This is a genomic window from Fimbriimonas sp. LA-C6, from assembly GCF_055398105.1.
This window is the reverse complement of sequence record NZ_AP038796.1, coordinates 1,865,274-1,888,665: the sequence shown is the minus strand read 5'-3', so window position 1 is coordinate 1,888,665 and position 23,392 is coordinate 1,865,274. Positions and strand designations below refer to the sequence as shown.

General features: G+C 55.2%; 19 protein-coding genes. 7 read left to right on the top strand and 12 right to left on the bottom strand.

What is annotated here, in order from left to right:
* The first annotated feature begins 85 nt into the window (after window positions 1-85).
* Window positions 86-2,212 (top strand): alpha-N-acetylglucosaminidase, encoded by a 2,127-nt coding sequence (locus ACZ51B_RS08770; protein WP_464296863.1) that lies wholly within the window; start codon window positions 86-88, stop codon window positions 2,210-2,212.
* Between the two features lie 74 nt (window positions 2,213-2,286).
* Here the strand turns inward: ACZ51B_RS08770 and ACZ51B_RS08765 are convergent, their stop codons facing one another.
* From ACZ51B_RS08765 to ACZ51B_RS08755, 3 genes are all read right to left on the bottom strand, one after another.
* The gene (locus ACZ51B_RS08765; protein ID WP_464296862.1) at window positions 2,287-2,484 is read right to left on the bottom strand and encodes a hypothetical protein; all 198 of its coding nucleotides are present in this window, start codon (window positions 2,482-2,484) and stop codon (window positions 2,287-2,289) included.
* Window positions 2,484-3,413 (bottom strand): prepilin-type N-terminal cleavage/methylation domain-containing protein, encoded by a 930-nt coding sequence (locus ACZ51B_RS08760; protein ID WP_464296861.1) that lies wholly within the window; start codon window positions 3,411-3,413, stop codon window positions 2,484-2,486. Before ACZ51B_RS08760 ends, ACZ51B_RS08765 begins: the two co-directional genes overlap by 1 nt.
* A 264-nt stretch (window positions 3,414-3,677) precedes the next feature.
* Complete coding sequence (locus ACZ51B_RS08755) at window positions 3,678-4,667, bottom strand: IS110 family RNA-guided transposase (protein ID WP_464293997.1); 990 nt, start codon at window positions 4,665-4,667, stop codon at window positions 3,678-3,680.
* A gap of 517 nt (window positions 4,668-5,184) precedes the next feature.
* On the opposite strand from ACZ51B_RS08755, the gene ACZ51B_RS08750 reads away from it, so the two are divergent.
* A complete protein-coding gene (locus tag ACZ51B_RS08750; RefSeq protein WP_464296860.1) occupies window positions 5,185-5,328 on the top strand; it encodes a hypothetical protein in 144 nt (47 codons plus the stop codon).
* A gap of 311 nt (window positions 5,329-5,639) precedes the next feature.
* On the opposite strand, the gene ACZ51B_RS08745 is transcribed toward ACZ51B_RS08750, so the two are convergent.
* Both ACZ51B_RS08745 and ACZ51B_RS08740 read right to left on the bottom strand, forming a co-directional pair.
* On the bottom strand, window positions 5,640-7,520 hold the full coding sequence (locus tag ACZ51B_RS08745) for an alpha-L-arabinofuranosidase C-terminal domain-containing protein (protein WP_464296859.1): 1,881 nt from the start codon (window positions 7,518-7,520) through the stop codon (window positions 5,640-5,642).
* Window positions 7,521-7,547: 27 nt separating this feature from the next.
* Window positions 7,548-10,511, bottom strand: a complete 2,964-nt coding sequence (locus tag ACZ51B_RS08740; RefSeq protein ID WP_464296858.1) for a family 43 glycosylhydrolase — start codon at window positions 10,509-10,511, stop codon at window positions 7,548-7,550.
* A 200-nt stretch (window positions 10,512-10,711) separates the two neighbouring features.
* On the opposite strand from ACZ51B_RS08740, the gene ACZ51B_RS08735 reads away from it, so the two are divergent.
* Genes ACZ51B_RS08735 through ACZ51B_RS08725 form a run of 3 tightly spaced genes read left to right on the top strand, consistent with a single transcriptional unit; the run spans window position 10,712 to window position 12,872 of the window.
* A complete protein-coding gene (locus ACZ51B_RS08735; protein ID WP_464296857.1) occupies window positions 10,712-11,740 on the top strand; it encodes a LacI family DNA-binding transcriptional regulator in 1,029 nt (342 codons plus the stop codon).
* An 11-nt stretch (window positions 11,741-11,751) separates the two neighbouring features.
* Window positions 11,752-12,588: a prepilin-type N-terminal cleavage/methylation domain-containing protein gene (locus ACZ51B_RS08730; RefSeq protein WP_464296856.1), complete on the top strand. Its 837-nt coding sequence runs from the start codon at window positions 11,752-11,754 to the stop codon at window positions 12,586-12,588.
* An 8-nt stretch (window positions 12,589-12,596) separates the two neighbouring features.
* Entirely contained in the window at window positions 12,597-12,872 is a 276-nt protein-coding gene (locus ACZ51B_RS08725; protein WP_464296855.1) for a hypothetical protein, read from the top strand.
* Window positions 12,873-14,382: 1,510 nt separating this feature from the next.
* Here the strand turns inward: ACZ51B_RS08725 and ACZ51B_RS08720 are convergent.
* The 4 genes from ACZ51B_RS08720 to ACZ51B_RS08705 are packed head-to-tail and all read right to left on the bottom strand — an operon-like array spanning window position 14,383 to window position 19,902.
* Window positions 14,383-16,581, bottom strand: coding sequence for a xanthine dehydrogenase family protein molybdopterin-binding subunit (locus tag ACZ51B_RS08720; protein ID WP_464296854.1), 2,199 nt, complete (start codon window positions 16,579-16,581; stop codon window positions 14,383-14,385).
* Window positions 16,578-17,561, bottom strand: a complete 984-nt coding sequence (locus tag ACZ51B_RS08715) for an FAD binding domain-containing protein (protein ID WP_464296853.1) — start codon at window positions 17,559-17,561, stop codon at window positions 16,578-16,580. Before ACZ51B_RS08715 ends, ACZ51B_RS08720 begins: the two co-directional genes overlap by 4 nt.
* A gap of 1 nt (window position 17,562) precedes the next feature.
* A complete protein-coding gene (locus tag ACZ51B_RS08710; RefSeq protein ID WP_464296852.1) occupies window positions 17,563-18,240 on the bottom strand; it encodes a (2Fe-2S)-binding protein in 678 nt (225 codons plus the stop codon).
* A gap of 36 nt (window positions 18,241-18,276) precedes the next feature.
* On the bottom strand, window positions 18,277-19,902 hold the full coding sequence (locus ACZ51B_RS08705) for a hypothetical protein (RefSeq protein ID WP_464296851.1): 1,626 nt from the start codon (window positions 19,900-19,902) through the stop codon (window positions 18,277-18,279).
* A gap of 96 nt (window positions 19,903-19,998) precedes the next feature.
* Here ACZ51B_RS08705 and ACZ51B_RS08700 point away from each other — a divergent pair, with 96 nt between their 5' ends.
* Both ACZ51B_RS08700 and ACZ51B_RS08695 read left to right on the top strand, forming a co-directional pair.
* Window positions 19,999-20,370 carry a hypothetical protein gene (locus ACZ51B_RS08700; protein WP_464296850.1) on the top strand — a complete coding sequence of 124 codons (372 nt, stop codon included), beginning with the start codon at window positions 19,999-20,001 and terminating at the stop codon, window positions 20,368-20,370.
* 13 nt (window positions 20,371-20,383) lie between these two features.
* Complete coding sequence (locus tag ACZ51B_RS08695; protein WP_464296849.1) at window positions 20,384-20,884, top strand: hypothetical protein; 501 nt, start codon at window positions 20,384-20,386, stop codon at window positions 20,882-20,884.
* 73 nt (window positions 20,885-20,957) lie between these two features.
* Here the strand turns inward: ACZ51B_RS08695 and ACZ51B_RS08690 are convergent, their stop codons facing one another.
* The 3 genes from ACZ51B_RS08690 to ACZ51B_RS08680 are packed head-to-tail and all read right to left on the bottom strand — an operon-like array spanning window position 20,958 to window position 23,192.
* Window positions 20,958-21,446, bottom strand: a complete 489-nt coding sequence (locus ACZ51B_RS08690; RefSeq protein WP_464296848.1) for a cupin domain-containing protein — start codon at window positions 21,444-21,446, stop codon at window positions 20,958-20,960.
* Between the two features lie 59 nt (window positions 21,447-21,505).
* The gene (locus tag ACZ51B_RS08685) at window positions 21,506-22,432 is read right to left on the bottom strand and encodes an alpha/beta fold hydrolase (RefSeq protein ID WP_464296847.1); all 927 of its coding nucleotides are present in this window, start codon (window positions 22,430-22,432) and stop codon (window positions 21,506-21,508) included.
* 1 nt (window position 22,433) lies between these two features.
* Window positions 22,434-23,192, bottom strand: a complete 759-nt coding sequence (locus tag ACZ51B_RS08680; protein WP_464296846.1) for an alpha/beta fold hydrolase — start codon at window positions 23,190-23,192, stop codon at window positions 22,434-22,436.
* Window positions 23,193-23,392 lie beyond the last annotated feature (200 nt).

The window sequence follows — 23,392 nt, the reverse complement described above, 5'->3', positions numbered from 1 at the left end:
TGGCCGAAAAATGAAGCGCTTCATGATGACTTCAGCCTCAGTTTTTGCTTCCGCAACAGTTGCCCTCGGATTGTCCTCTGTCTCAATGGCTGACACAAAACCTCAGGCGAAAGCGTCTGCCATGGGAGTGTTGCATCGACTGCTCGGTGATCGAGCCGCCGAGATAAAGGTTGAAGTCATTCCTCCAGTCGATGGCAGAGATACCTTTGAGTACCAGGCCTCAAATGGAAGGCTAACGGTGCGGGGCTCAAGCGGTGTGGCCATCAGTCGCGCTTTCTACGAATACCTGCGCGCAAACAAACTTGGGATGGTTGGCTGGGCGGGTACGACGCTTCAGATCCCGAAGGTCTGGCCGAACGCCAGCAAGGTAAGGGTCACCACCCCGTTCGAAAAGCGCTTTTATCTCAACGTGGTCACTTATGGATACACCATGCCGTACTGGACCTGGCAACGTTGGGAAAAGGAGCTTGACTGGATGGCCCTTCACGGCATCAATATGCCGCTGGCCATGGTCGGAACGGAGGCGATTGGCACCCGCGTTTGGGAGAAAGTGGGGCTTAAACAGTCTGAGATTGACGAGTTTTACACTGGCCCAGCGCACCTTCCGTGGCAGCGGATGGGAAACATCACCAAACATGACGGCCCCCTGTCTGCAAGTTGGCATAAGGATCAGATGGCTTTGCAGCACAAGATTCTCAAGCGGATGCGGGAGCTTGGAATCACGCCGATCACTCCGGGTTTCGCAGGTTTTGTACCCAAAGCCATCACGCGGCTATATCCCGACCTGAAGTTGCAGCAGACAGAATGGGGCGGCTTCCCAGCGGACAAACAGGCTCACATTCTTCCGCCAAGCGATCCACTGTTTTTGAAGCTTGGGCAGATGTATGTGGAGGAGTGGCAGAAGGAGTTTGGCAAATCCAACTATTGGCTGGTGGATAGTTTCAACGAAATGGAGCTCCCCAAGACCTCAAAGTCGATCCAAGAACTCATGGCTGAGTATGGCGAGGCCACTTATAAGTCTCTTCGTGCTGGAAATCCCAACGCGACTTGGGTTTTGCAAGGATGGATGTTGGGCTACGGGCGTGACATTTGGGACCACGGCACGCTCAAAGCACTCCTGAGCCGTGTGCCCGACGACAAGATGATCGTGCTTGATGAGGCCTGCGATTACAACGCGAACTTCTGGCACATCGACATGAATTGGAGCCACTTCGACGGGTTCTACAACAAGCAGTGGGTCTACGCCACCATTCCAAACATGGGCGGCAAGACCGGCTATACCGGTGTGCTCGACTTCTACGCCAAACATATCTTTGATGTCGAAAAAGCGCCCAACAAAGGCCGACTTATTGGGTACGGCACGGATCCCGAAGGCATTGAAAATAACGAAGTCATCTATGAACTCATCACGGACAATGCGTGGCGTACTAATGCGCCAGATCTGACTGAGTGGCTCGACCAGTACTGTTCTGCTCGATATGGCTCTTGTCCCCCAGACATGCGCGAGGCTTGGGATCTGCTTCGCAAGAGCTGCTACGGAACCTTCACAGACCACCCTCACTACGGCTGGCAACATGGCGATTCTACGAATCTAGGGACGATGAACCAGGATCCTCTCATGGCCCAAGGAGTTCAGAAGTTTCTTTCTTGCGCACCCACCCTTGGAAAGTCGGAGTTGTATCGAGCAGATGCCCTGGAACAGGCAACGATGGTTCTCGGAGCCAAGGCAACCGAGTGGTTTAAACTCGCGTATCGCGCGCACACCGTCCACGATGGAGCGCTAAGAGATCGGGCCGCCGCGCGTGGTTTGGAGTTGCTGGATGAAGCAGATAGGCTCTTGGAATCCCACCCGATGCATCGGCTGCAACGCTGGATCGACTTTGCAAGAAGCCATGGCGCATCGGAGGCCGAGCGAAACCGATATGAGTCCAACGCGCGACGTCTCGTCACACTGTGGGGACCACCCATCAATGACTATTCGTGTCGACTTTGGAGTGGCCTCATTCGCGACTACTATCGAGAGCGGATGTCGAAGGTGTTTGAACAGCTTCGAACTGGAAAGAACCTACATATTCCCGAGTGGGAAGAGCAGTGGGTGCGTTCAAGTGGGGTCAGCAAGGTTACGGCGTACAAAGACCCGATAACCACGGCTCAGAAGCTTGTTGAAAGAGCCTGCTCTGAGGTCTTACCTGTGTTGCCGAGTAAGAGCTAAAGCTCTCAATCTGCGCTGACCAACATTCTCACAAGGAGGACCTTGGCGATTCATTGGCCAAGGCCCCCAAACCATTACTGATTCACGTTCGTCGATTCGTTCGATTTGCCTTTCTGCTTCGCGCCGCCACCAGCGGCGTTCAACACCGACGTGCTACCAGACTGTGGGGTCAAAGTCGTATCAGCCTTTCCAACTGGTTCTTCCTTCTTCCCACATCCCGCAACCGACATCAGAGCGACGACTAACAACACACCAGGAATGAGCTTGTTCATTAGCGTCCCGTTGGCCAGAATTTGTTCGTGACCCACTTGCCGCTCGACGTCTGAACAGGGCGCAATACGTCGCCACGAATATCCGTCGCATGGGCCGATCCGTCGGTGGTGGAGTGAATGGAGAACCCGTTCGGAATGCCATTCGCACTCGGATCTGCGGTGGGGCTAGGCAAAACGCCCGCCGTCGCAAAGCCGCTGGAACTGCTGTTGCGTGGCTTCTTCAATGCTGTCGGACCCGACCATGCCATCTTGCCTGGCCAAGCATTCGCATTCGCGTCGGTCCACCAAACGAAGGACGTGAACGGCCGTCCGGTCGCCCCGGCAAAAAAGTCCCAGCTGCCGCTCTGGGCAACCAATACGGTCCCTGCCGGTTGGTCAATCTGTGAGGTTGTCAGCGATGGTTGATTGAGATACCAAAACGCATTGTCAGCGTCGTCCGCTCCGCCCGCAATTCCGTCGAAGTAAACAGCCTTGCCACCCGTGACCGCACCCGTTCTCGGCGATGTGTCACCCCAGTGCCAAGATCCCTCCGCGGCCCACTGTGTTACAGCGCGAGGCATGATCCCAAAGTGCGAGTTCCGCGCACTGAAGTTCTCCGCACTCGTCGTCGCGTCGGTCGCATTCACCGGACGAGGAAGCTTGGCATCAAGAGACAGATCGTGGCTCTTCGTGTATGGGTAGATCAGCTCCTGCCAAGGAGTGAAGGTCCCTTCGTTGTTCGTATAAGTCACCGCAAGGACAAAAGCGTCGTCGTTGTCGGTGGTGTAAATGAGGTTGCCAAGCGTGAGCTGTTTGACATTGCTCAGCGTGGCGGTGTCCTTCGCAGCCTCTTTGGCCTGGGCGAAAACAGGGAATAGAATGGCGGCAAGAATCGCGATGATTGCGATTACAACCAGAAGTTCGATTAAGGTGAATGCACTTTTTCTCATAAGTTCCTTTAATCTAATAGTAGATAGGTTAAGTAGACTATAGCGCATTCAGACACACTTTGAACCAAAGTTGAGCACCCTTGGCGGCAAAAACATCGCGAACGAGCAAGCCCTACCAGGGATTCCTCAGTTTCGTTTGCGAAAAAGACGGTTTCCAGTCAAATGTTTCGACAAGCCTGATAAGCAGGACTTCAACCCACTCAAACTCCCACCCATCACCTGACCCCGAATGGGGTCAAAGAAAGTAGATGCTGTCTTGACTTGTCAAGTGGTTAGGGCTGGTTTCACTCCGTAATAGGGTGTTTTGCCCTGTCTAAGTGCCTTAAGAACTCCGTAGCAGATCATGAGTAGTTTGCGCATGCAAGCGATGAGAGCTTGCATCTTGGTCTTTCCAGATTGAAGTAGTCGCTGTCTAAAAGCCTTGATAACCTCGTGGTGCCTCCCAGCAGCGGCGGCGCTAAAGTAAAGACCTTTCCTAAGACGCGCATTGCCCTTCTTAGAGAGCCTTGTCTTACCTCTCATGAGTCCAGACTCTTTGCGGCATGGATTAAGTCCTGCAGCAGCTGCGTAGCTTTGTGCATCAGTGTAGTTCTCCACATCTCCCGCTTCAGAAAGGACGAGAAGAGCGGTGGTGGTCGCAACGCCACAGATGGCTGTCAGAGCCTGCATATCCTGCTTCAAAGACTCACTGTTCTCAACGAGATCAAGCTGAGCTTGTTCAAGCTCTTTGAGCTGTATGTTCAGCAAAGCGACCTGCTCTTCTAGCTGCCGAACAGCGATGTCTGGGAAGCGCTCTTTGTGTAACAAACGGCTACTGCACCTTTGGAGATCTTCCAGGAGAAAGTCTCGCTGCCGGTTCAAAACGCATAGATGTCGAACCTTGACATCCGCCAGGTGCCACTTGGAACCTCCAACCCGTATCAGGTACTCCGCAATCGCCTTAGCATCAGCTCTGTCTGTCTTGTTGAGCTTTCCCATCGCTCTTGCAAAGTCTCTAATGCGGCGGGGATTCTCAACACTGACCTTAAACTCTGCCTCATGAACTGCGCATGCAAGGTTGAACTCATATCCACCTGTTGATTCCATGCCAACACACGTAACCTGCTTCAAGGCTCTTATGAATTTGAGAATCTGTTCAATGCCGCCAGGATTGTTGTCAAAACGCCGCTCTTTAATCTCTCCTTCAACGCTTAAAGCACATACATCTAACCAACCTTTGGAAACATCAACTCCTACAACCCAATCTTGATTCATGTTCTTTCTCCGCTAAACTGGAAAGCAGGGTCCACCCCGTCGCCTCAAGCTTGTGAAATCGAGCAAGGATATCAAGATGCTGTACGAGGACCGGGGGAGGCCCGAACGAACGCGATCTAACGAACGAGGACAATGCCTCTAGCCAGGGCATGCGTATCAACCGTTCGGGACCTGCCAACCAACTCTAACTTACAAGCCAGGGCGTCGCAGACCCCGGGATAGCCAACCCCAACTCCCCCGACTCCGTAGGAGTCGCAGAAAGCCCCACTCACAATTCAGAACCCAACCGAAGCCCCAAAGGAGGCGTTCCCTGCGAGCGAAGGAAGCAATCCTGAATATCGACCTCCCCGACCCAGGCATAAGGCCGTGGAACGCCCCACATAAAAACACGACCACCCCCCGGCCCCGAATGGGGCGCTCCGTCCCAGCGAAGGACGCAGTCCTGGAAACCAAACCAGCCCCAACCCCAAGTGCTGGAGGCACGCTCCCTATCTCGCTCCGAAGCATCCCAAACGGGATGCCAGAGAATAGCCAGGGCGTCGCAGACCCCTGGGTGGCCGACACTACTCCCCCGACTCCGAAGGAGTCGCAGAATGCCCCACTCACAAATCAGAACACAACCGAAGCCCCAGCTTCATGCGAGCGAAGGACGCAATCCTGAATAACCACCTCCCCGACGCAGACGTATGGCCGTGAAACGACCCAGACAAAAACACCACCAACCCTCCCTAGCCCCGAATGGGGCGCTCCGTCCCAGCGAAGGACAAGCGAAAGCGCAGTCCTGGTAACCACCACCACCACCAACCCCAAGTGCTGCAGGCACGCTCCGAACGAAGCACCAACTAAGACCAAATCACAAAAGCTCAGCGGCGTAAGCCCTCGGAATACACCCACAAAACAAAAAGAGTGCTGAAGGCACGGTCTACGTTCAAACGCACACCGTCCCTTCCGCACTCTGATGCCACCCAAACCCTATCGCACGCGCAATTTCAAAACCGTCACCGAATGCGCAACGAACACCTGGCGCAACGACCCTCCGGACAACTTAATCTTTTTCGTCACGGGTGCCACCTTACGTGGTTCCGAGAGCGTATTGACCAACTTCGGATCACCGCTCAGAACCGTCATCGTTCCATCAGGCGACACATCAGCACCCTTCAGATCGATGGCAACCTCCTGGTCGGTACCCAACGCATTCACAACCTTCACATACAATGCGCCCGATTTCGAATCACGAGTCGCCGAGGCAAAAAGACCCGGTAGGGTGTCCTTCCCATTCGACTGTGTCGGCACACCCGAGAGCGACAACGGAACCGTCCGGTCCCCGATACTCTCCATGAACATCTTCTGAGCGAAGTAAGAAGGCGAACCAAAACTGGTCAATGCATCGTAACCGATCAGGTTCACTGCCCACTGACGTCCACCTGGATTCACGTTCACCAGCAGCGGCGCATAGCACGCCATATTCACCACATCCGAGTTCCGCTCAAGACCCGTCATAAACGCCGCATCCGCGATGGCGCAATTCATGTTAGGGGTCGGTCCCTTAGCGTAAACGTCCTTCCAAGGCTCAGGAACGTCCTGCGCAGCCCACTCGCCAACAAAGATCTTGGGACCCTTGCGGTCGTACGAATCGTACTTGGTGGCCATCGCCATCATCTCCCACGTGCTGGAGTAATAGTGCTCATCCACCACATCTGGTTTGCGCTCGCGAATAGGATATTTCTGGCCCAGCCAGTCCTTGCCGCCGGTGGTCGAGATCACTTGAAGCTTCGGATACTTCGCCTTGATTGCGTCGTAAAACTGAACAAATCGACCTTCATAGCTGCCCGATCGATCGAATCCGTCCTCGTTTCCAATCTCCACGTACTCCAGAGGGAATGGCTTTGGATGTCCGTCTTTCGCGCGCTGAGCGCCCCACTTGGTCTCTGGGCCGCCGATCAGGTACTCGATCTCATCCAACCCATACTGAACGTGCTCTTGCAGTTCAGGTCCTGCCTTAACCACTTGGCCATTCAGTGCGTAACCAGCGAAAAGCGCAAGCACTGGCTTCGCTTTCATATCCTCGCACCAGTTGAGGAATTCCAGAAGTCCCATTCCGTCGGTCGAACGATAGCCCCAAGGAGAGTTATGACCAGGTCGGTCCTCAATCGGTCCGAGAGTGTCCTTCCAGGGGAACCGATCCGCAAGAGCGGTGCCCTCAAGGTAGTTGCCACCTGGGAACCGTAGGAACTTCGGCTTCATGTCGACCAATAACTGCATCAAGTCGGGGCGGTTTCCATTTGGTCGGCGGTTGAAGGTAGGCGGGAAGAGCGACGCAAACTTCAGCATGGTGGTGCGCTTATCACCCGTTCGCAGAACCAAATGCGCGTCCTTCGTAGGCTGGACACCTGACCTAACTTTGAGGGTCGCACTCAGCTTCCGCCAGTCGCCATCGACCCCACTAATCTCCGTCCGCGCATAAACTGTGGACCCGTCCTTGGACTCGATGCTCGCAGAGATCGGACCTGCTGCGTCTGCCTTCGCATATAACGTGAGCCGGTAGGAACTCGAAGGTCGAACAGGAATTCCCCAATAACCCTCATTGGCAACTCCTCCTCTCACTTGCAGCGTGCCTGCATTGAGTTCCGCTGTGGAACCGGCGCCCACAGCAGTCCAATGACGGGGCACTCTTGGACTGTCTTTGAAATTGCGGTTACGGAGTAGTTCGCCATACAGCCCTCCATCGTAAGAGAAGTTGATCTCCTCCGTCATAAGGCCATAGAGAGTGGGGCTAACAGCTACGCCAGGGGCGGCCAAGTCCAGGCTCAGCGTCGTCGGCGTTTGGGTAAGGAGTAGGGCTAGATAGAGCATATTGGTGTAGGGGTTTTAAGATAAGTTTTACTTTTTAGGCGGCAAACTCACGCCTTCTATTGTCTGGGTAATTGGCCGAATCGTGCCATCAGGATTGTAAAAGAGATACTCCAAGCATACGCTTCTTCTGCCAACAGCACCTCTTTCACCATTCAGCACCAGCGAGGCGTTGTGATAGAGCAGGTACCACTGCTTCTTGAACTCGATGATCGCCGGGTGAATGGTGAAGCTGTCCTTGGTTTGATCCGTGAGGATGCCTCGGTAAGTCCATGGCCCAGTGATCTTGGGTGCGGTGGCATAGCAGATCTTCTCCCACTTTCCCTGATGCGCAAAAGCGGCATAAGTGAGATAGTAAAGATTCCCTCGTTTATGAAGCCAGGGTCCCTCCGTGTAGTAGGGCACATCAATCTTTTGAATGGGGCCATCCAGCTCAATCATGTTGGGCTTGAGCTTCGCTAGGTAACAGGTGCCATTGCCCCAAGACATCCACGTGGTGCCATCCGCATCGGTGAAAACGGTCGGATCGATGTCGTCCCACGGATATGGCCCCTTCGTCATGTCATCCGTGATCAGTGCAGAACCACGAGCGTCACGAAACGGCCCAAGCGGGCTGTCCGCAACGGCCACTCCAATCGCTTTGCCCGGCTTCGTATCGTCATGCTGGATGGCCACGTACCAGTAGAACTTGCCACCTTTCTCAATCACCTGACTCGCCCACGCATCCTGCTTAGCCCATTTGAAGTCTTTCACAGACAGAAGCGGCCCGTGCGGAGTCCAGTTCTTCATGTCTTTTGAGGTGTAGCAGAGCCAGTTCCGCATGGTAAACAGCTCTTTGCCTTTGGCTTCGTCGTGGCCCGTATACAGGTAAACCGTTCCCTTGTAAACAATCGCAGCGGGATCTGCTGTGAAGGCGTCTCGTAGGATTGGGTTTGTGCCAGGCACACCTGTTTGATTCTCTGCAGGCTCTTTGCAAAGGAACGATGCCCCATTCTGCCGGTCGTACTGTGCACCCGGTTCATCGGCCCGCAATACACCTTCTGGAGTGAGTCTCAAATGCCGATGACTGCTGAGCGAAAGCAGCAGCAAATCGCCTCGCGGCATCTCCGTCCACTGGAACGACTGCGAATCAGTTGCCCCCGGTTTGGCAAGCGAAACATCCACTCCTGAGACCGTAACCAGCCGCCCATCAGGAGCCTCAATGGCTACCCGGCCGAGCTTGCGGTCCAGCACTTTGAAGTTCGCGGATGCCGAACTGGCAAGCGGATCCGATGCAGGCACGGACACGATCTCATTCCCCTTAACGATCAAGACAGAGTGATCCTTTAGGTTCTCAAATCGAACCGTTTTCCCAATGGGAATAGGCTGAGTAAACGCCGATGGACGGGGTTCGGTGACCTTAAATTGCGTGAAGTCCGCATATCCTCCACCCGAGCCATAGCTGAACAGCCCATACCGAACACCCTGGAACGTCCGCAGCTGGAACACCATGGTGAACTCGCCGCCAAGCACCTGAAAGTTCTTTCCATCCACGCTGTAGCTGAACCTTGCCTTCTCAGTGAGGAAGTCACAATGAGCGCGCAGCCATACATGAGTTCCATTGAGGGGCTGGGTGGCCGTGGTGTCGGTGCTCTCATCGTACTGCACGATCTCGGAGCCACCAGCAGTGCGGTGAACCCCAATCCATCCAAAGGGATGGTTCAGTAGGCCCAACCCCGCAATATCCCCTTCCTTCAACCCAGATGCATCTAACTCAACCGTGGGAATCGACTCGGGTCCAATGGCACGCTGGGTAAGCGTGTTTCGGGCACTGAAGAAGTCGGTTGCAGGCAGGGAGTGGAGTCTAAGGAACCCCTTACGTTCGGTTAGTGACCACTTGTCGTTGGTTGGGGCATGGTTCCATTGCCACACATTTGCAAGGGCCGGCCCATTAAAGTCGTCGTTCCGAGTGTAGGGGGCTAAAGGCTTTGAACTGAAGCCGGTGTTCGGCTTGATCCACGTCCGGGGTGTGCGACCAAGGTTGCCTGGCAGTCCAAAATAGGGCCATCCATCTTTCCATGTGACAGGCGAAAGTGCTGTGAGACGTCCTACGGAGTTGGAGTCCATCATGGACCAGCCCCACCACTCGCCTTTCTGAGTCTGGACAATTCCACCCTGGTGCATGGAAGCCCACTCGGGGCCGCCGGACGGATTGGGCGGTGCGATGACATACGGCTTGTCTCGCCGAAGACGATACCCAGCAGTCAACCCGAACGCCTCGTCTTTGCTGATCGCAGGGTTCACTTCATAGGGGCCATAAGGGGAGTTGGCACGGGCGCAGGGCATTCGGAATCCACCGTCGTACCAGGCACTTGTGATGATGTATTTTCCGTCGATCTTGTAGAAATGAGCCCCCTCGCCAATGAGGGAGTCCTTCCCGAAAGGCGTATGCTCCGTGCCGGGGACGATGTCGTCGAGCGTGCTATTGAGTTGTGCAATATGAAGATCGCGATAACCCCAAACCACGTACGCCTTCCCATCGTCGTCGAACAGAACGGATAGGTCGTGGAACCCTCTTTTCATCTCCCGATGCGTCCAAGGTCCGCTCGGATTCTTGGCCGAAAACACCTGCGTTGCCCTTCCGTTCACGTTGGAGAAGATGTAAAAAGTGCCCTTGTTGTAGCGGATACAGGGCGCCCAGATGCCCTGTCCGTAAATCGATTTCCCCTCTTCAAGCCGGAACTGCGGACCGTAGTCCAGCCTATCGAAGGCATAACCCAGGAGCTTCCAGTTGACGAGGTCTTTTGAGTGGAGCACCGGCAGACCGGGCATGGTGTGCATGGTGGTACCGGTCAGATAGTAGTCGTCTCCCACCCTGATCAGGTCGGGATCTGAGAACTCATCAAAGAAGAGCGGATTGCTAAATGTCCCGTTTCCGTTATCGGCAGTCCAGGTACTGGTTTGCGGGGTGGTCTGGGTGGATAGAGTTGCTGCGACGATTAAAGACAGGAGCATAGTCACCTTTGACTTCAACTAAGAGCCGTTCTCATATTTACCCATAAATGCTTTTGGGGTAGGCAATGGGATCATTCCGACCGAAATGGGGAAAAAGTAGCCCGTTTTGTCTCGTTTTTCTCGAAAAACTCGACTTTTTTATACAAAAAATCAAAACCGCCGGATAATGCTCGAAGAAGGTATTTACCGGTAAATTAAAAATGAGAGCGACAATCCGAGACGTGGCCGAGAGGGCCGGAGTTTCCGCAATGGCGGTGAGTGTGGTGTTGAATGGCACCAGTCAGAAGATCACTGTTAGCGAGGAAAAAGCCGAGAGAATTCGGCAGGCAGCCCGGGAACTTCGCTACCAAACCAACACGGTTGCTCGGTCTCTGCGCAACCGCAGGACGGGGCAAGTGGCGGTTGTGTTCCAGAGATTTGGTCGTTTTACTGCCCATAGCCCTTACCGTGCAGAGGTGATGAACGGCGTGATGGAGGCACTTTTCCCTCATGACTACACCCTTGCGCTCTGCCCGAAATTGATTCGGGATGGGGATCCGGTATTCATCTCGGATGGTCGTTTTGATGGGGTTCTGTGGTGCCGTCCTGACTTCACAGACAAGGCTGCGGTGGCTCTTCAGGAAGCTACGGTTCCTGTTGTAATGATGCACGCGCCTCCAGGAACAGTGCTGGGTGTGCCGACTTTCTGTGCTGACAACGATGGGGCCATGCGGCGGGTTGTTTCGCACCTGGTTGGGCTGGGACATGAACGAATTGCATTCGTGATTGACCCAATTAGCGAGCACAGCGTGGAAGGTCAGGCCCGCGCTGAGGCGCTTAAGAGCTCGGCCAAACGTGTTGGCATTCCAGAGCCTGAGGTGATTGTTTTGCCTCAGGATCACAGCATTCTTGCAAGGTATTCGCAGCCAGATGCTCCGCACACGGCGCTGGTGTGTTTTAGCGACGAACTCGCAGGGTTTGTGCTTGAGTCCTGTGCGAAGTTGGGCGTATCGGTTCCTGGGGATGTGTCCGTTGTTGGATTCGATTCCTCACCCCTTTGCGAGTTCACCAAGCCCCGTCTTACTTCGGTCAACCAACCTGTTGAGCGAATGGCTTTTGAGGCCACTAGCCATCTTTTATCTCTCATCCGTGCCGCGGAGGAAGGTTCATCACCTACCACCGCGACCTCGACTCTTTACGACTGTGGTCTTGATGTTCGAGAGTCCACAGCCCCTCCACGAACTCACTGAAGAGAACACTCATGAAAGCAAAGAACGCCTTCACACTTATTGAACTCCTTGTTGTTATCGCGATTATCGCGATCCTCGCTGCAATCTTGTTTCCCGTTTTCGCACAGGCTAAGGAGGCTGCGAAGAAGACTCAGTGCCTTAGCAATGTCAAAGAGATCGGTACCGGTCTTGCGATGTATTTGAATGATGTAGATGACACGCTGCCGCGCCAGGCTTATTGGGACTACAGCCCTGGAGCTGGTTGGGCTACTGCTGCTGGTGGCATGCATGAATGGTCTGAGGTGGTGCTGCCTTATATCAAGAATGGCAAGTACGTTCCACTGGGCTATGCAGGTGCTGCTGGCGGGCCTGGGACGATCTTCTCTTGTCCGACGCAAAAGGTGCCTGGTCAGCTCAACGTCTATGGCGTGCACTCGGACATGTTTCCGGCCTGTTTGAACTGGATGGGTGCTGATCCGAGCGTTTGTACCGGGGTGCGATCGGCGACGATTGTGGATGATCCTTCCGGGAAGGCGATGATGATTGAGAAAGGTGCGGCTAATGACGGCATCGTGCCTGGTTCGAGTTTCGATACACGTGCCATCGAGTGGACTGGCATCTGGGATGATCAGTCTGAAGTATCGAATGACATTGTGTTCACTGCACCTAATTACAACTACGTGACCGGTCAGAAGGGTAATTGCGACGGTGGTTTCCCTTGGTCTTGGCCACAGGACTGCACGGCGTTTCCCCGGTTCCGGCATAGCGACGCTGCAAATGTCACCTTCTTCGATTCTCATGCGAAGGCTATGAAGAGGGGCCAACTCAACTACGGCAGGAACGTCCGCATCAAGGGCATTACGTTCTAGGAAACACAATGAGCACCCCCATGACGACCACATCGTTCATTCGGCTATCGCTTTCGTTGACGGCTTTGGTCGTCATGGGGTGTTCCCGCCCTGAAGAAGTTGATACATCACCCATGAAGTCTGTTGACCCGCAAGCGCGGGTCGAGAACGCGACCAAGAACATTGAGGCGTCGAACATGACGCCCGAACAGAAGCAGGCTGCCCTCAATTACGTGAAGCAGGGGGCAGCTGGGGCGGAGCAGACGAAGTTGAATGCGGAGAAGGCTAAGTCTGGCGGGAAGTAGTCGTCGACCTGCAGAAGGGCGGCCTCTTTTGGAAGCGTTGGATCATTTGAGAGGTTTCGCTCCCTCACTCTGGACTTTCAAAGTTGTGATTCGGAGGTGGGCTAGATAAGGAAGGGACGGTTTCGTTCCCGCCCTAGTGCTGCATTCGCAGCACCCCACCCCTTTTAAAAAGCTGCGCTTTCCCAGGCCTGCGCTTCGCTCCAGCCTGGGCTTATATGGGGCGCGCCGGTTGGCGCTTTTGGACGTGGTTTGTCTTGGATGATTCCCTCCTTCGTGCGTATCTCTGAACGTCGAGGCTTATGGTTCAAGGTCTGTCGATGCTCTGGAAGGTTTCGGAGGGTTGGGCCCTCGTTGAGGGTTGGAGGCTTCTGGCACCCCTTTGGGGTGCGGTTCTTTGAGAGCTGTCAACGGGTCTAGCGACCCGTTGCTACTTTCTGGCATCCCGTTTGGGATGCTTCGGAGTGGGATGGGGAGGGTGCCTTCAGGACTTGTGGGTTGGTTACCAGAACAGCGATCTTTTCTCCATTCGTAGCTTGGGAGAAAACGGCACGGAAGGGACAGTTTTGTTCACGCCCAAGTGCTGCATTCGCAGCACGCCCCATGGTTTAAAGCTGTGCTTTACCAGGGAGTCAATTCATTTTGACCTAGGCTTGGATGAGGTCGCGCCGGTCGGCGCTTTCGGGCGTCGCTGTGGAGCAGTCGGCTGGTTTGGTTTGGTGTAGTGCTTGATAGGTTTTTCCCCCTCATCCCAACCCTTCTCCCCCAAAATCCGGAGAATTCGGGGGAGAAGGGCTTTCGGAGGGTTTCGGTCACGTTGGTTCAGTTTGCCAACGTCGATGGGTTGTCGTTATGAGGAAGGGACAGTGTCGTTCCCGCCCTGGTGCTGCATTCGCCGCACCCCACCCCTGGTTTTAAGGCTGCGCTTTACCAGGCCTGCGCTTTGCTTCGGCCTGGGCTGATATCGGTCGCTCCTTCAGAGCTACCGGACGTGGGTTGTGGGATTGTTTAAGCAAGGGCTGTTCCGTTTCCGCTCTCGTGCTGCATTTGCAGCATCCCGCCCATGGGCTACTGGTATGCCGGTCCGTTGGACCTTTCGGATGAGGAGCGTGCATACAGCACTTCGGATTTGTGGGTGTGGTGGTACCAGGACTGCGCTTGCGCTTGTCCTTCGCTCGGACGGAGCGCCCCGTTCGGGGCTGGGGAGTGGCGGTGATGGTTTCCGTATGAGTGCTGAATTCGTCGATGCCCCTTTTAAAGTTCCGCTTTTCCAGGCCTGCGCTTTGCCTCGACCTGGGCTGATATAGGTCGGCTCCTTCAGAGCTATTCGGACGTAGTTTGTGGGACGGGTTGTGTTTAAAGTAGTGAGACCGTTTGGTTTCCGTGCGCTGCGATTGGGGCACTCCGCGCTCTGTTGTTAAACTTTGCATTCCTTGGCCTTCGCGTTTCTTTGGACATGGATTGGTTAACTTGCTGGGGAGGTTGGGAGGGCCCCAGCAGGTTTTGGGGTTGGTTATGAACTGAGGAGTTTTTCTATTGAGATGGGGAGGTCTCGGACTCGGACTCCTGTGGCATGGTAGACGGCGTTGCTTAGGGCGGCTGCTACTCCGGCTAGGCCGATTTCGCCTACTCCGCGGAGGCCTAGTTCGTTGACTGCGGTGTCAGGGTAGTCCAGGAAGTGGACGTCTACTCGGGGGACGTCGGCGTTGACTGGGACAACGTAGTCGGCTAGGCTGGCGGTGGCTAGGGAGCCGTTGTGGTCGTATTCGCCGCCTTCGAAGAGGCCCATGCCAATGCCCATGACGACGGATCCCTCCACTTGGTTGCGGGCTGTTTTGGGGTTTACGATTCGGCCGGCGTCGATGACTGTGGTGATTCTGGGGACTCGGAGTCTCGCGGTTGCGGGGTCCCAGGTTACTTCGACGAAGTGGACGCCGTAGGAGTGGCGGGAGACCTCGGTTTTTGCGCCGAAGGTGCCATCGTCTTTGCCTCGACCGACGGCGGCTTTTTGGCCCGAGTTCTTCAGGATTTCACCGAATAGGAGTCCCGTTTTTGCGTCTTTTCCTTTGAGGTGAACGCGGCCCTCGGTGTACTCCAGTTGGTCGGGAGTTTTGCCAGAGAGGGGAGTGTTGCGAGTTGCACCTGCTGATGCGTAGAGCTTTTGGATGGCGCCATCTGCGGCCCGAAAGACGGCTGGCACTACGGAGCCTGTGGCCATGGAGCCGCCGTTGAGTGGTCCTGGTGGGAGGGATGAGTCTCCCAGGACGACCTCGATTCGGTCTACCGGAACGCCGAGCCGCTCGGAAGCGATTTGCGCGAGCATGGTGTAGGTTCCGGTGCCAATGTCTTGGGTTCCGCAGGCGACTCTAACTGTGCCGTCATCGCGAAGCTCGACGGTGGCCTCGGCGGGCATTCGCTCTGCGATCCATCCACAGACGGCCATGCCCCAGCCTAGGGTGAGCTCGCCTTGTTTCATCGATCCGACTTCGGGGTTTCGCTTGGACCAGCCGAACTCTTTTGCGCCGATCTCGTAGCACTCCAGCAAGTGGCGTGATGAAAACGGAAGTTTCTTGCCCTCGTCGATCTTTGGCTCATTGAGAATCCGAAGCTGAAGCGGGTCCATCTTTAGGGCGATGGCCAGTTCGTCCATGGCCGTTTCGGTGGCGTAGAGGCCAGGTACTGCTCCTGGGCCACGCATTGCGGTGGGGTTTCCGATGTTGCGACGGGCGAGTCCACTGGTTACGTGCACGTTTGGGCAGCTGTAGAGGTAGTCCGTGGCCTCTCCACAGCCCTCCACGTAGCTGTCGAGGATGGACGTCATGTTCACGTAATCGTGCTGAATGGATGTCAGCTTGCCATCGGGAGTCGCGCTTAGGCGAACACGCTGTTCGGTTTTAGGTCGATGGCCTGCGGTGAGGAACACCTGTTCGCGGCTTAAGACGAGTTTCACGGGGCGCTTTAGCTCTCGTGCTGCCGCTGCTGCGAGTGGGCTGTATGGCCAAGGGAAGAGTTTGCCTCCGAAGCCTGAGCCTAAGAACTTGGAGATGACGCGCACCTTTTCTTGACCTACGCCGAGCTGCTGGACCAGCACATTCCGGTGGTTGACGACGCCTTGAGTGGTCTCGTAGAGCGTAATCGAGTCGCCTTCGGGCACGGCCACGGTAGCGTGAAGTTCTATCGCGCCGTGTGTTTCTGGCGGAGTGGTGTAGACATGGTCGACCTTGACCGTTGCTGCATTGAATGCCTTGGTGGCATCGCCACGAGTACTCACGACCGCTGGGGTGCCTTCGGCTTCTAGCTTTGGCTCGACGTTCGGTTTCTCGGCATGATATGAGACTTTCACTGCGCGGGCGGCGGCTTGTGCTTGCTCGAAGGTATCGGCGACGGCTAGAGCGACGAATTGGCCCTTGTAGCGGATCTCGTCGTCCTCAAATGGAGGCCGACGCTCGTCCAGATAGGCTTCGAAGAAACCGGCTGAGGGGTCGAGCCGGTACAGCTTTGACATGTTGCCGCGATGGAACACTGCGTGCACGCCTGGCATTTTCTCGGCCAAAGATGCGTCCAGTTTTTCGATACGTCCCTTGGCGATGGTTGCACTTACCGGGACGGCGAAGAGCATGCCGGGGAAGTGGTGGTCGGAAGCGTAATCGGCCACTCCGGTGGTTTTGAGCGGGCCGTCGATGCGGGGGATGGCTTTGCCTACGGTTTTCATGCTTGCTCCTTCATGGCCATGGTTAGGGCGTGTACGAGGCAGCGGCGGCCGAGTTCGGCTTTGAATGCGTTCTCGGGGTGTGGCTTGGCGTTGCGGAAGGTTGCTTCGGCTGCTTTTGAGAAGATGTCAGGTGAGGGAGATTGGCCTTTTAGAAGGGTCTCTGCTTCTTTTGCTCGCCACGGGATCGTGCCGACGCCTCCCATTGCTAGGCGGACGTCGTCGATTCTTCCTTCTTTTAGTGAGATTGCCACGGCCGTTGAGGCTAGGGCGAACTCGTACGAGGCTCTATCTCGGAGCTTTAGGTAGCGGGATTTTGCTCCGCCGGGGAGCGGGGGGAGGGAGATGTGGGTGACTAGATCGCCTTTTTGCAGGACCGTTTCGAGGTGTGGCGTGTCTCCTGGGAGCAGGTAGAAATCGCTGATGGGCACGGCTCGGGCTCCCTTTGGTCCTTGGATATGGATGGTTGCGCCGATGGCCATGAGGGCCACGTTTTGGTCGGATGGGTTGGTGGCGATGCACTTGTCGCTTACGCCAAGGATGGCGAGGTTCTTGTGGTAACCCTCGATTGCGGAGCAGCCTGAGCCGGGTTCCCGTTTGTTGCAAGGAGCGTCGGGGTCTCGGAAATAGACGCAACGGGTTCGCTGGAGGAGGTTGCCTGCGGTGCTTGCCATGTTTCGGATTTGGCCGGAGGCACCGGCGAGGATGGCTTCTGAGAGAACACGGTAGTTCTGTATGACATCGTGGTGGTGTGCCACGTCGGAGTTGCGGGCGAGGGCACCGATTTTGAGGCCACCGTCTGAGGTCTTCTCGATTTTGTTCAGGGGCAGGCCATTGACATCCACCAGTGTGTCGGGCCGCTCTACATCGAGCTTCATCAGGTCGTAAAGGGAGGTCCCGCCTGCGATGAAGCGACCGCCATTTGATCCGAGCTTGACTGCTTCTGAGGAGCTTTTGCTTTGGGAGTATGTGAAGAGATTCATGTTAGGACTTCCTCACTTGCTGGATGGCATCGACGATGTTGGCGTAGGCTCCGCAGCGGCAGATGTTGCCGCTCATGGCTTCTTTCAGTTCGGCGTCTGACGGGCCGACGGGTTCTTTCATGACGGCTACCGCAGACATGATTTGTCCTGAGGTGCAGTAGCCACATTGGAAGCCGTCGTGTTCGACGAAGGCTGCCTGCATGGGGTGCATGTTTTCTGGGGTGCCCAGGCCTTCGATGGTGGTTATATCGTGTCCTTGGCAGCCTAGCGCGAGGGACAAACAGGAGAGGACGCGCTTGCCATCTATGTGGACGGTGCATGCGCCGCACTGCCCGTGGTCGCAGCCTTTTTTGGTGCCGGTGAGGTGGAGGGTTTCTCGCAGGGTGTCTAGTAGTGAGGCGCGTGGGTCGACTTTTACGGTGCGCTTTTGTCCATTTACGGTAAGGGCCAGGGCAACTGTGGTGGCTGCGCCTTCTGCCACTCGGGAGGTTTGCTGGTCTAGAGGAGTGAGTTCCGCGGGTGTTTCTTCAAGGTGGTCTTTGAGGGCAGATTCTGCTGTGCTGAGCGGCGAGAGTGTGGCAGCCACCCCGGCTAGTCCAACACCTTTTAGGAATGTGCGGCGAGAGGGCGGAGAACCTTTCGCGGACGTCGATTCGCTTTCCGGGAGATCTTGAGACATGGCGCTCCTTGTCGCGTGGCTTACGACTTTCCCATTCTACGACGGCAGCCTGTTGTTTTGGTTGCTCAATCCTCCTGGATAATTGTCTGATCCTACGAGAGTGTGTGTTTCCTTAATCGTTCCAGGTTTGCGCTGAAGGCCAAGTGTGGTTCCTGGTAGGAGTCGGAGGCCGATGTCTTCTAGGTATGTGTCTGGTTCTTTTTCGAAGGTGAGTTGCGTGAGTCCGACGGCGGCACTTCCGAAGATGAGGCGGCGTAGTTCGGGTTGGTTGAAGTAGCCGGAATGGCAGTCGGTGCCCTTTCTACGGACCACGTTGATGAAATATTGGGCAAGGCCGAGCAGTCTGGTGGGGAAGTTGATCGGGCCGTTGCCGTTTGAGAGTGAGATGCGCCTGTTGCCTACGTGGAAGCCGGTGCAATCGACGTAAGTGAAGCAGTTCGAGACTTCGTTGTATTCGGAGAGTTCTGTTTGTGAGCAGGCGTTTTGGATCTTGGCGAGGGATACATTGCCGAGTCGGATTGACCTCATGGGGGCGGATGATGTGCCGATTCCGGGTTCGGTGGATACGAGCTGTACGTTGCCTAGTCTTGCTGCGTTGGATGCGTGGATGCTGGGGAAAACGAAGTAGTTGGCTGTTTTTGAGATGAGGCTGAGGACGACATCGCCGCCGTTGCTGAACAGGTAGGCCTCGGAGCATCTTCGGATGGATGGGCCTAGGAAGTTGGCGCGTCCGGTGACCAGGGCGGCAGCGGGGATGTCTGGTGAGACGAGCACGAGGCGTTGGAGGGTGAGCGTTTTTCCGAGGTCGGGGTTTGGTCTTTCGGTGAAGGATCGCGCGGGTTGGTTTGGCGGTAGACGTAGAGTTTTAGTGAGTGGCAGGAAGTCGAGGGTTTGATTGGTCGGTGTTTGATCGGCGGCTGTCTTTTGTTGTGAAGTGACTCGGCGTACGGAACTGGCGTCGAAGACGTCGGTCAGAATTCGCAGGGCATTGGTGACCACAAATCCGCCCATGCTGTGCCCGACGAAGGAGATCGAGACTCTTTTTGCTTCGGGTTTGTCTTTGAGTTGCGCGTAGAGTGCTAGGTCGAGTCGTCTGACGAATTCGACGAGGTCGAGAACTCCGTAGTTGGATGCCCTGTAGGAGTCGCGATAGTATACGACTAGTCTGAGTAGGACTACGCCTAAGCTTGAGAAGAAACCAGTCCAAGCGAGTGTTCCTTGCCAGCGTGGTTGAAGCGGCCAGGAGAGGCTGGCGGCGATGAGGAGGAGGCTAGTGGCGAATGCTAGCCAAAGGAGATCTGTGAGTCCTAGGGCGAGGCCTTTGCTGGGTGCGAAAATCTGTTCTGAGGGCCAGTGGTATCCGATGTAGGTGGTGCCCTTTTCGCTGAGTTGTGGGTCTGCTGTTGTGCTTGCTGCTTTGTAGATGCGATCTAGTACGGCTTTTCGGTTGTTGCTATAGCCGTGGACGAAGATGATGACGTGGCGTTTGTCTTCGTGGCTTTGGAGGAGTTGGTTGACGAAGGCGTCGATTTGCTCGTCCATGTCTCCCGAGTTGTCCACGTGGCTTTTGCCGTCTACGTCTGTGGGTGCGGTGCTTTCGAGGAGGAACCAGTCGGAGTGATCCGGCAGGGGTGTTAATTGGATGACTGGCTCTATTCTCATGGCTAGACCTGACTGGGGCTATGTTACTAGGAGTCGGATTATGAAAGACAGAAAATAGTAACGTGAGGTTGTCGGGCTTCTATCCGGTTTGTAGAAATGCAGAGTACTTTCCATCAAGTTTTTGTAATCGGTTGTCGGGATGAAGTGCTTCGTGAGGCTCTTCGTGAGCAGCTTCGTGGGCTTAAAGTGAAGGCGGCGTTCATGAGGTCTAACGATGAGGTTCTCGACTGGATGGATGAGGTTCCAAATCGTCATCTCGTTTTTGTGCTAGATGGATGGTACTGGTTTGATCTTTTGATGTTTGATGTTGCGCGATTTGACGGGTTTACAATTCTTGTCGATTCGATTGATTGGAGTGATCAGTCTCAGAGTATGCGAAAGGGTGGGGCTGATCTTGTTGTGGATCGGGATGCCCCTGAGGTGCTTTTTCAGTTGATCGATGCTATGGCTCGGCGAAAGATTGTTTAGTTGAGATGTGGGTATGAGTTTGAAGAAAGAGGCATGCATCTCTAAGCATTCGTTACGGGCTGGATTGGTGAGTCTCTGCGTCTTTATGGTTGCGTGTGTTTTTGTATTTAGGTTGCAGCAGAATCGCGCGGCGGCGGTTTTTGTCCCTGTTCCGATTCACGATGCTCTGGCTGAGAAGCTGTTCGTCAAGCAAGTGGGGGTGAGCATTCCGAATGGGGCTTCGTTGGTTCGTTTTGAAGAGTACGACGGAAACTCAGTAGGTTGCAGTTGGGTCTTTTACTCTAGGGAGGACCTTCATTGGCTTGTCGGAAGTAGGTCGACTTCGGTTGACGGGACGGCGCTTGAGTGCTTGTATGTGCAAGTTGGAGGCAGAGTCGAGGGCGTTCATGGAATTACGTACCAAATGTTTGATCGTCATGGGTTTCAGCTGACCACTCATCGCTATGCAACCGACAAGGGCATCTATTGGGTTGTTGAGAGATTGCCTTCGGGCACAGGCTCATCTTCGCTTTGATTGGGTGAGAAATGCGGTCTCTCTTTCTTGTTTTGATCACCAAGTAGAGAGACCTGTTCTCTGCGGTTTGGTATTACTTGATGTATTCCGTGCCGGTTGGGCCGTAGCCGGTTATGTGTACTAGGACTGGGGTTTTGCCGGTTTGTGCGAAGTGGGGGGAGCTGGGTGGTTCTGTGTAGAAGCTTCCTGGGGGGAGGGGTTTTAGCTTTTTGGTGTCGAAGCGGGAGCCGTAGCCGAAGTACCAGGTGCCGCAGACGACGGTGACTACTCGGTCGTCGGGGTGGGTGTGGGCTTCTATGTGGGTGTTTGCGGGGACTTTGAGTTCGATGGTGTAGAGGCCGGGCTTGGTAGGGTTGCCTTTTAGGACTCGTGTTTGGATTCCGGAGACGCCTGATGTGCCTGCTCCTGCGCCGGTTGGTTTGAGATTTGCGATTTCGGTTGGCGTTAGACGTCGTTGGTTTTTGTCTTGGGTCTCTAAGAAAGATGAGACTGCAAACTGAATACTAGCAGTTGTCACAACTACTGCGAGCGCTAGGCGGATACGGGGTGTGCGGTGGTTCATGAGATTCTCCTTAGATGGGTTTAGGTTGGGCAGTTGGCGATGCCCAACCTGCGGGGTCGTTAGCCTTTTAGGAATGGGATGAGGGCGGCCTTGACTTGGGGAAGTCGCTCTTCCATGAGCCAGTGGCCTGAGCCTTTGAGGAGGATGGAGGTTACGTTTTCAGCGACATCTTTGGCCTGAATTTGGAGAGCGCCACCCATGCCGTGCTCGCCTTCTATGGTAAGGACTGGCATTTGCAGCTTGCCTTTTTGGAGGAGCTTTTGATTGTCGACTGCGTCTGGGGTGAAGCCTTTGAAGTAGCCGAGTGCCGCTTGCATGGCTCCTGGGCGGGCGTAGATTTTGGCGTATGTTTCACGCTCGGCTTCGGGCATGGCGACCTTTTTGGGGTTGCCGGAGAAGCTGATCCAGAAGTGGTCTAGGAATGTTCGCTCCCGACCTTTGACTAACTTTAAGGCAATGGGGCTGTCTGGGAAATGGAAGTGCCAGAGAGCCGGGTTGTTGAAGATCTTGGGCCAGATATCGCCGATGCCGGGGATTGGGGCATCGAGTAGTGCTAGCTTGGTGACTTCGTCTGGGTACTGCGCTGCGTAGGCGTAGACCGCCATCAGTCCGATGTCGTGTCCGACGAGCCGGATTTTCTTGAATCCCAGGCGGTGTACGAATTCGTGGAGGCGCTGGGCTACGGTTTTCATGTCGTAGTTGCCGGTGGGCATGAATGACGAGCCGTCTAGGCCTGGGAGGTCTGGGGTGATGACCGTGAAGTTTTTGGCTAGGGTCGGGAGGAGGGGGCGCCACATTCTGGCGGTCTCGCCGAAGCCGTGGACGAGGAGTACTGGCTCGCCCTTGCCGCCTCGTACATAGTGGACGACGGCTCCTTTGCCGACGCTCTGCTTGGCTTCTTTGAAGCCTTTTGGTAGTCCTTCGGCATGTGCTGAGACGGCCAGTGAGATAGCGAGAATTGTTAAGAGGGTCCCTTTGGGGTTCATGCTATTTGCTCCTCTGGCCTGTTTTGCTTACAGCCTGGGCGGCCTCTTCGATGATCTTCGCAACGACCTCGGGTTTGGAGAGGAAGGGTACGTGGCTTGCATCGACTTCGTGAGTTTTCGCGTTCATTCGTTTGGCAAAGAACCGTTCGAGTTCTGGGTTGATGGCTAGGTCTTTCTTTGCAATGAGGCACCAGCTTGGGATGGTTTTCCATGCGGGGACGCCCATTGGGGTTCCAAAGATCTCACCTTTGATAGGACCTTGAGCCGCGGCCATGATATTGGTTTGAGCTACTGATAAGTCAGCGGCGAAGACATCGTGGAACTTAGCTCGGTCGATGGTGAGAAAGCCTGCGGAGTCTGGGACAAGTGCCGTACCGAGTGGGGTTGGGTATTTCTGGAGGAGCGCCATGGGCGTTTCTCCTTCGTCGAGGCCGAAGGCGGCGATGTACACGAGGGCTTTTACTTTTTCTGTGGCGGCACCGGAAATGACTGCGCCGCCATAGGAATGACCCACGAGGACGACGTTGCCCGTTTGCGATTCGAGAACGCGCCTAGTTGTGGCCACATCATCTGCGTAGCTCGTCATGTGATCTTGGACCGCTGTTACGGTGTAGCCGTCTTTTTGGAGGATTGGAATGACTTTGCTCCAAGCAGATCCGTCCGCAAAAGCTCCGTGGACGAGCACAATGGATGGTTTTGTTTCGGCTGGAATCTTAGGGGTGTTAAGCGATAGGCTGGTAAGCGCAAGTGCGATAAACATGTGATATCTCTCCTGAGTGTTAGGTTGCTAACACATAGGAGGTTCTCATGCGGTGGTTATCGCAACCATTCCCAGAGAGAGTGACTAGCGTTCCGCTTTTCTCGGGCTGGGCATTTGGTGACAAGTCGGTCCTATACTGAGTTATGCCTTTGTTTGTAACCATGCTTTTACGGTGTGGTTCAGATAGATGCTAGTGAAAG

Excerpts from the sequence above, each read along its gene's own strand:
- ACZ51B_RS08770 (WP_464296863.1), top strand. The coding sequence starts at position 86 with ATGGCTGACACAAAACCTCAGGCGAAAGCGTCTGCCATGGGAGTGTTG.
- ACZ51B_RS08765 (WP_464296862.1), bottom strand. The coding sequence starts at position 2,484 with ATGAACAAGCTCATTCCTGGTGTGTTGTTAGTCGTCGCTCTGATGTCG.
- ACZ51B_RS08760 (WP_464296861.1), bottom strand. The coding sequence starts at position 3,413 with ATGAGAAAAAGTGCATTCACCTTAATCGAACTTCTGGTTGTAATCGCA.
- ACZ51B_RS08755 (WP_464293997.1), bottom strand. The coding sequence starts at position 4,667 with ATGAATCAAGATTGGGTTGTAGGAGTTGATGTTTCCAAAGGTTGGTTA.
- ACZ51B_RS08750 (WP_464296860.1), top strand. The coding sequence starts at position 5,185 with ATGCCAGAGAATAGCCAGGGCGTCGCAGACCCCTGGGTGGCCGACACT.
- ACZ51B_RS08745 (WP_464296859.1), bottom strand. The coding sequence starts at position 7,520 with ATGCTCTATCTAGCCCTACTCCTTACCCAAACGCCGACGACGCTGAGC.
- ACZ51B_RS08740 (WP_464296858.1), bottom strand. The coding sequence starts at position 10,511 with ATGCTCCTGTCTTTAATCGTCGCAGCAACTCTATCCACCCAGACCACC.
- ACZ51B_RS08735 (WP_464296857.1), top strand. The coding sequence starts at position 10,712 with ATGAGAGCGACAATCCGAGACGTGGCCGAGAGGGCCGGAGTTTCCGCA.
- ACZ51B_RS08730 (WP_464296856.1), top strand. The coding sequence starts at position 11,752 with ATGAAAGCAAAGAACGCCTTCACACTTATTGAACTCCTTGTTGTTATC.
- ACZ51B_RS08725 (WP_464296855.1), top strand. The coding sequence starts at position 12,597 with ATGAGCACCCCCATGACGACCACATCGTTCATTCGGCTATCGCTTTCG.
- ACZ51B_RS08720 (WP_464296854.1), bottom strand. The coding sequence starts at position 16,581 with ATGAAAACCGTAGGCAAAGCCATCCCCCGCATCGACGGCCCGCTCAAA.
- ACZ51B_RS08715 (WP_464296853.1), bottom strand. The coding sequence starts at position 17,561 with ATGAATCTCTTCACATACTCCCAAAGCAAAAGCTCCTCAGAAGCAGTC.
- ACZ51B_RS08710 (WP_464296852.1), bottom strand. The coding sequence starts at position 18,240 with ATGTCTCAAGATCTCCCGGAAAGCGAATCGACGTCCGCGAAAGGTTCT.
- ACZ51B_RS08705 (WP_464296851.1), bottom strand. The coding sequence starts at position 19,902 with ATGAGAATAGAGCCAGTCATCCAATTAACACCCCTGCCGGATCACTCC.
- ACZ51B_RS08700 (WP_464296850.1), top strand. The coding sequence starts at position 19,999 with ATGCAGAGTACTTTCCATCAAGTTTTTGTAATCGGTTGTCGGGATGAA.
- ACZ51B_RS08695 (WP_464296849.1), top strand. The coding sequence starts at position 20,384 with ATGAGTTTGAAGAAAGAGGCATGCATCTCTAAGCATTCGTTACGGGCT.
- ACZ51B_RS08690 (WP_464296848.1), bottom strand. The coding sequence starts at position 21,446 with ATGAACCACCGCACACCCCGTATCCGCCTAGCGCTCGCAGTAGTTGTG.
- ACZ51B_RS08685 (WP_464296847.1), bottom strand. The coding sequence starts at position 22,432 with ATGAACCCCAAAGGGACCCTCTTAACAATTCTCGCTATCTCACTGGCC.
- ACZ51B_RS08680 (WP_464296846.1), bottom strand. The coding sequence starts at position 23,192 with ATGTTTATCGCACTTGCGCTTACCAGCCTATCGCTTAACACCCCTAAG.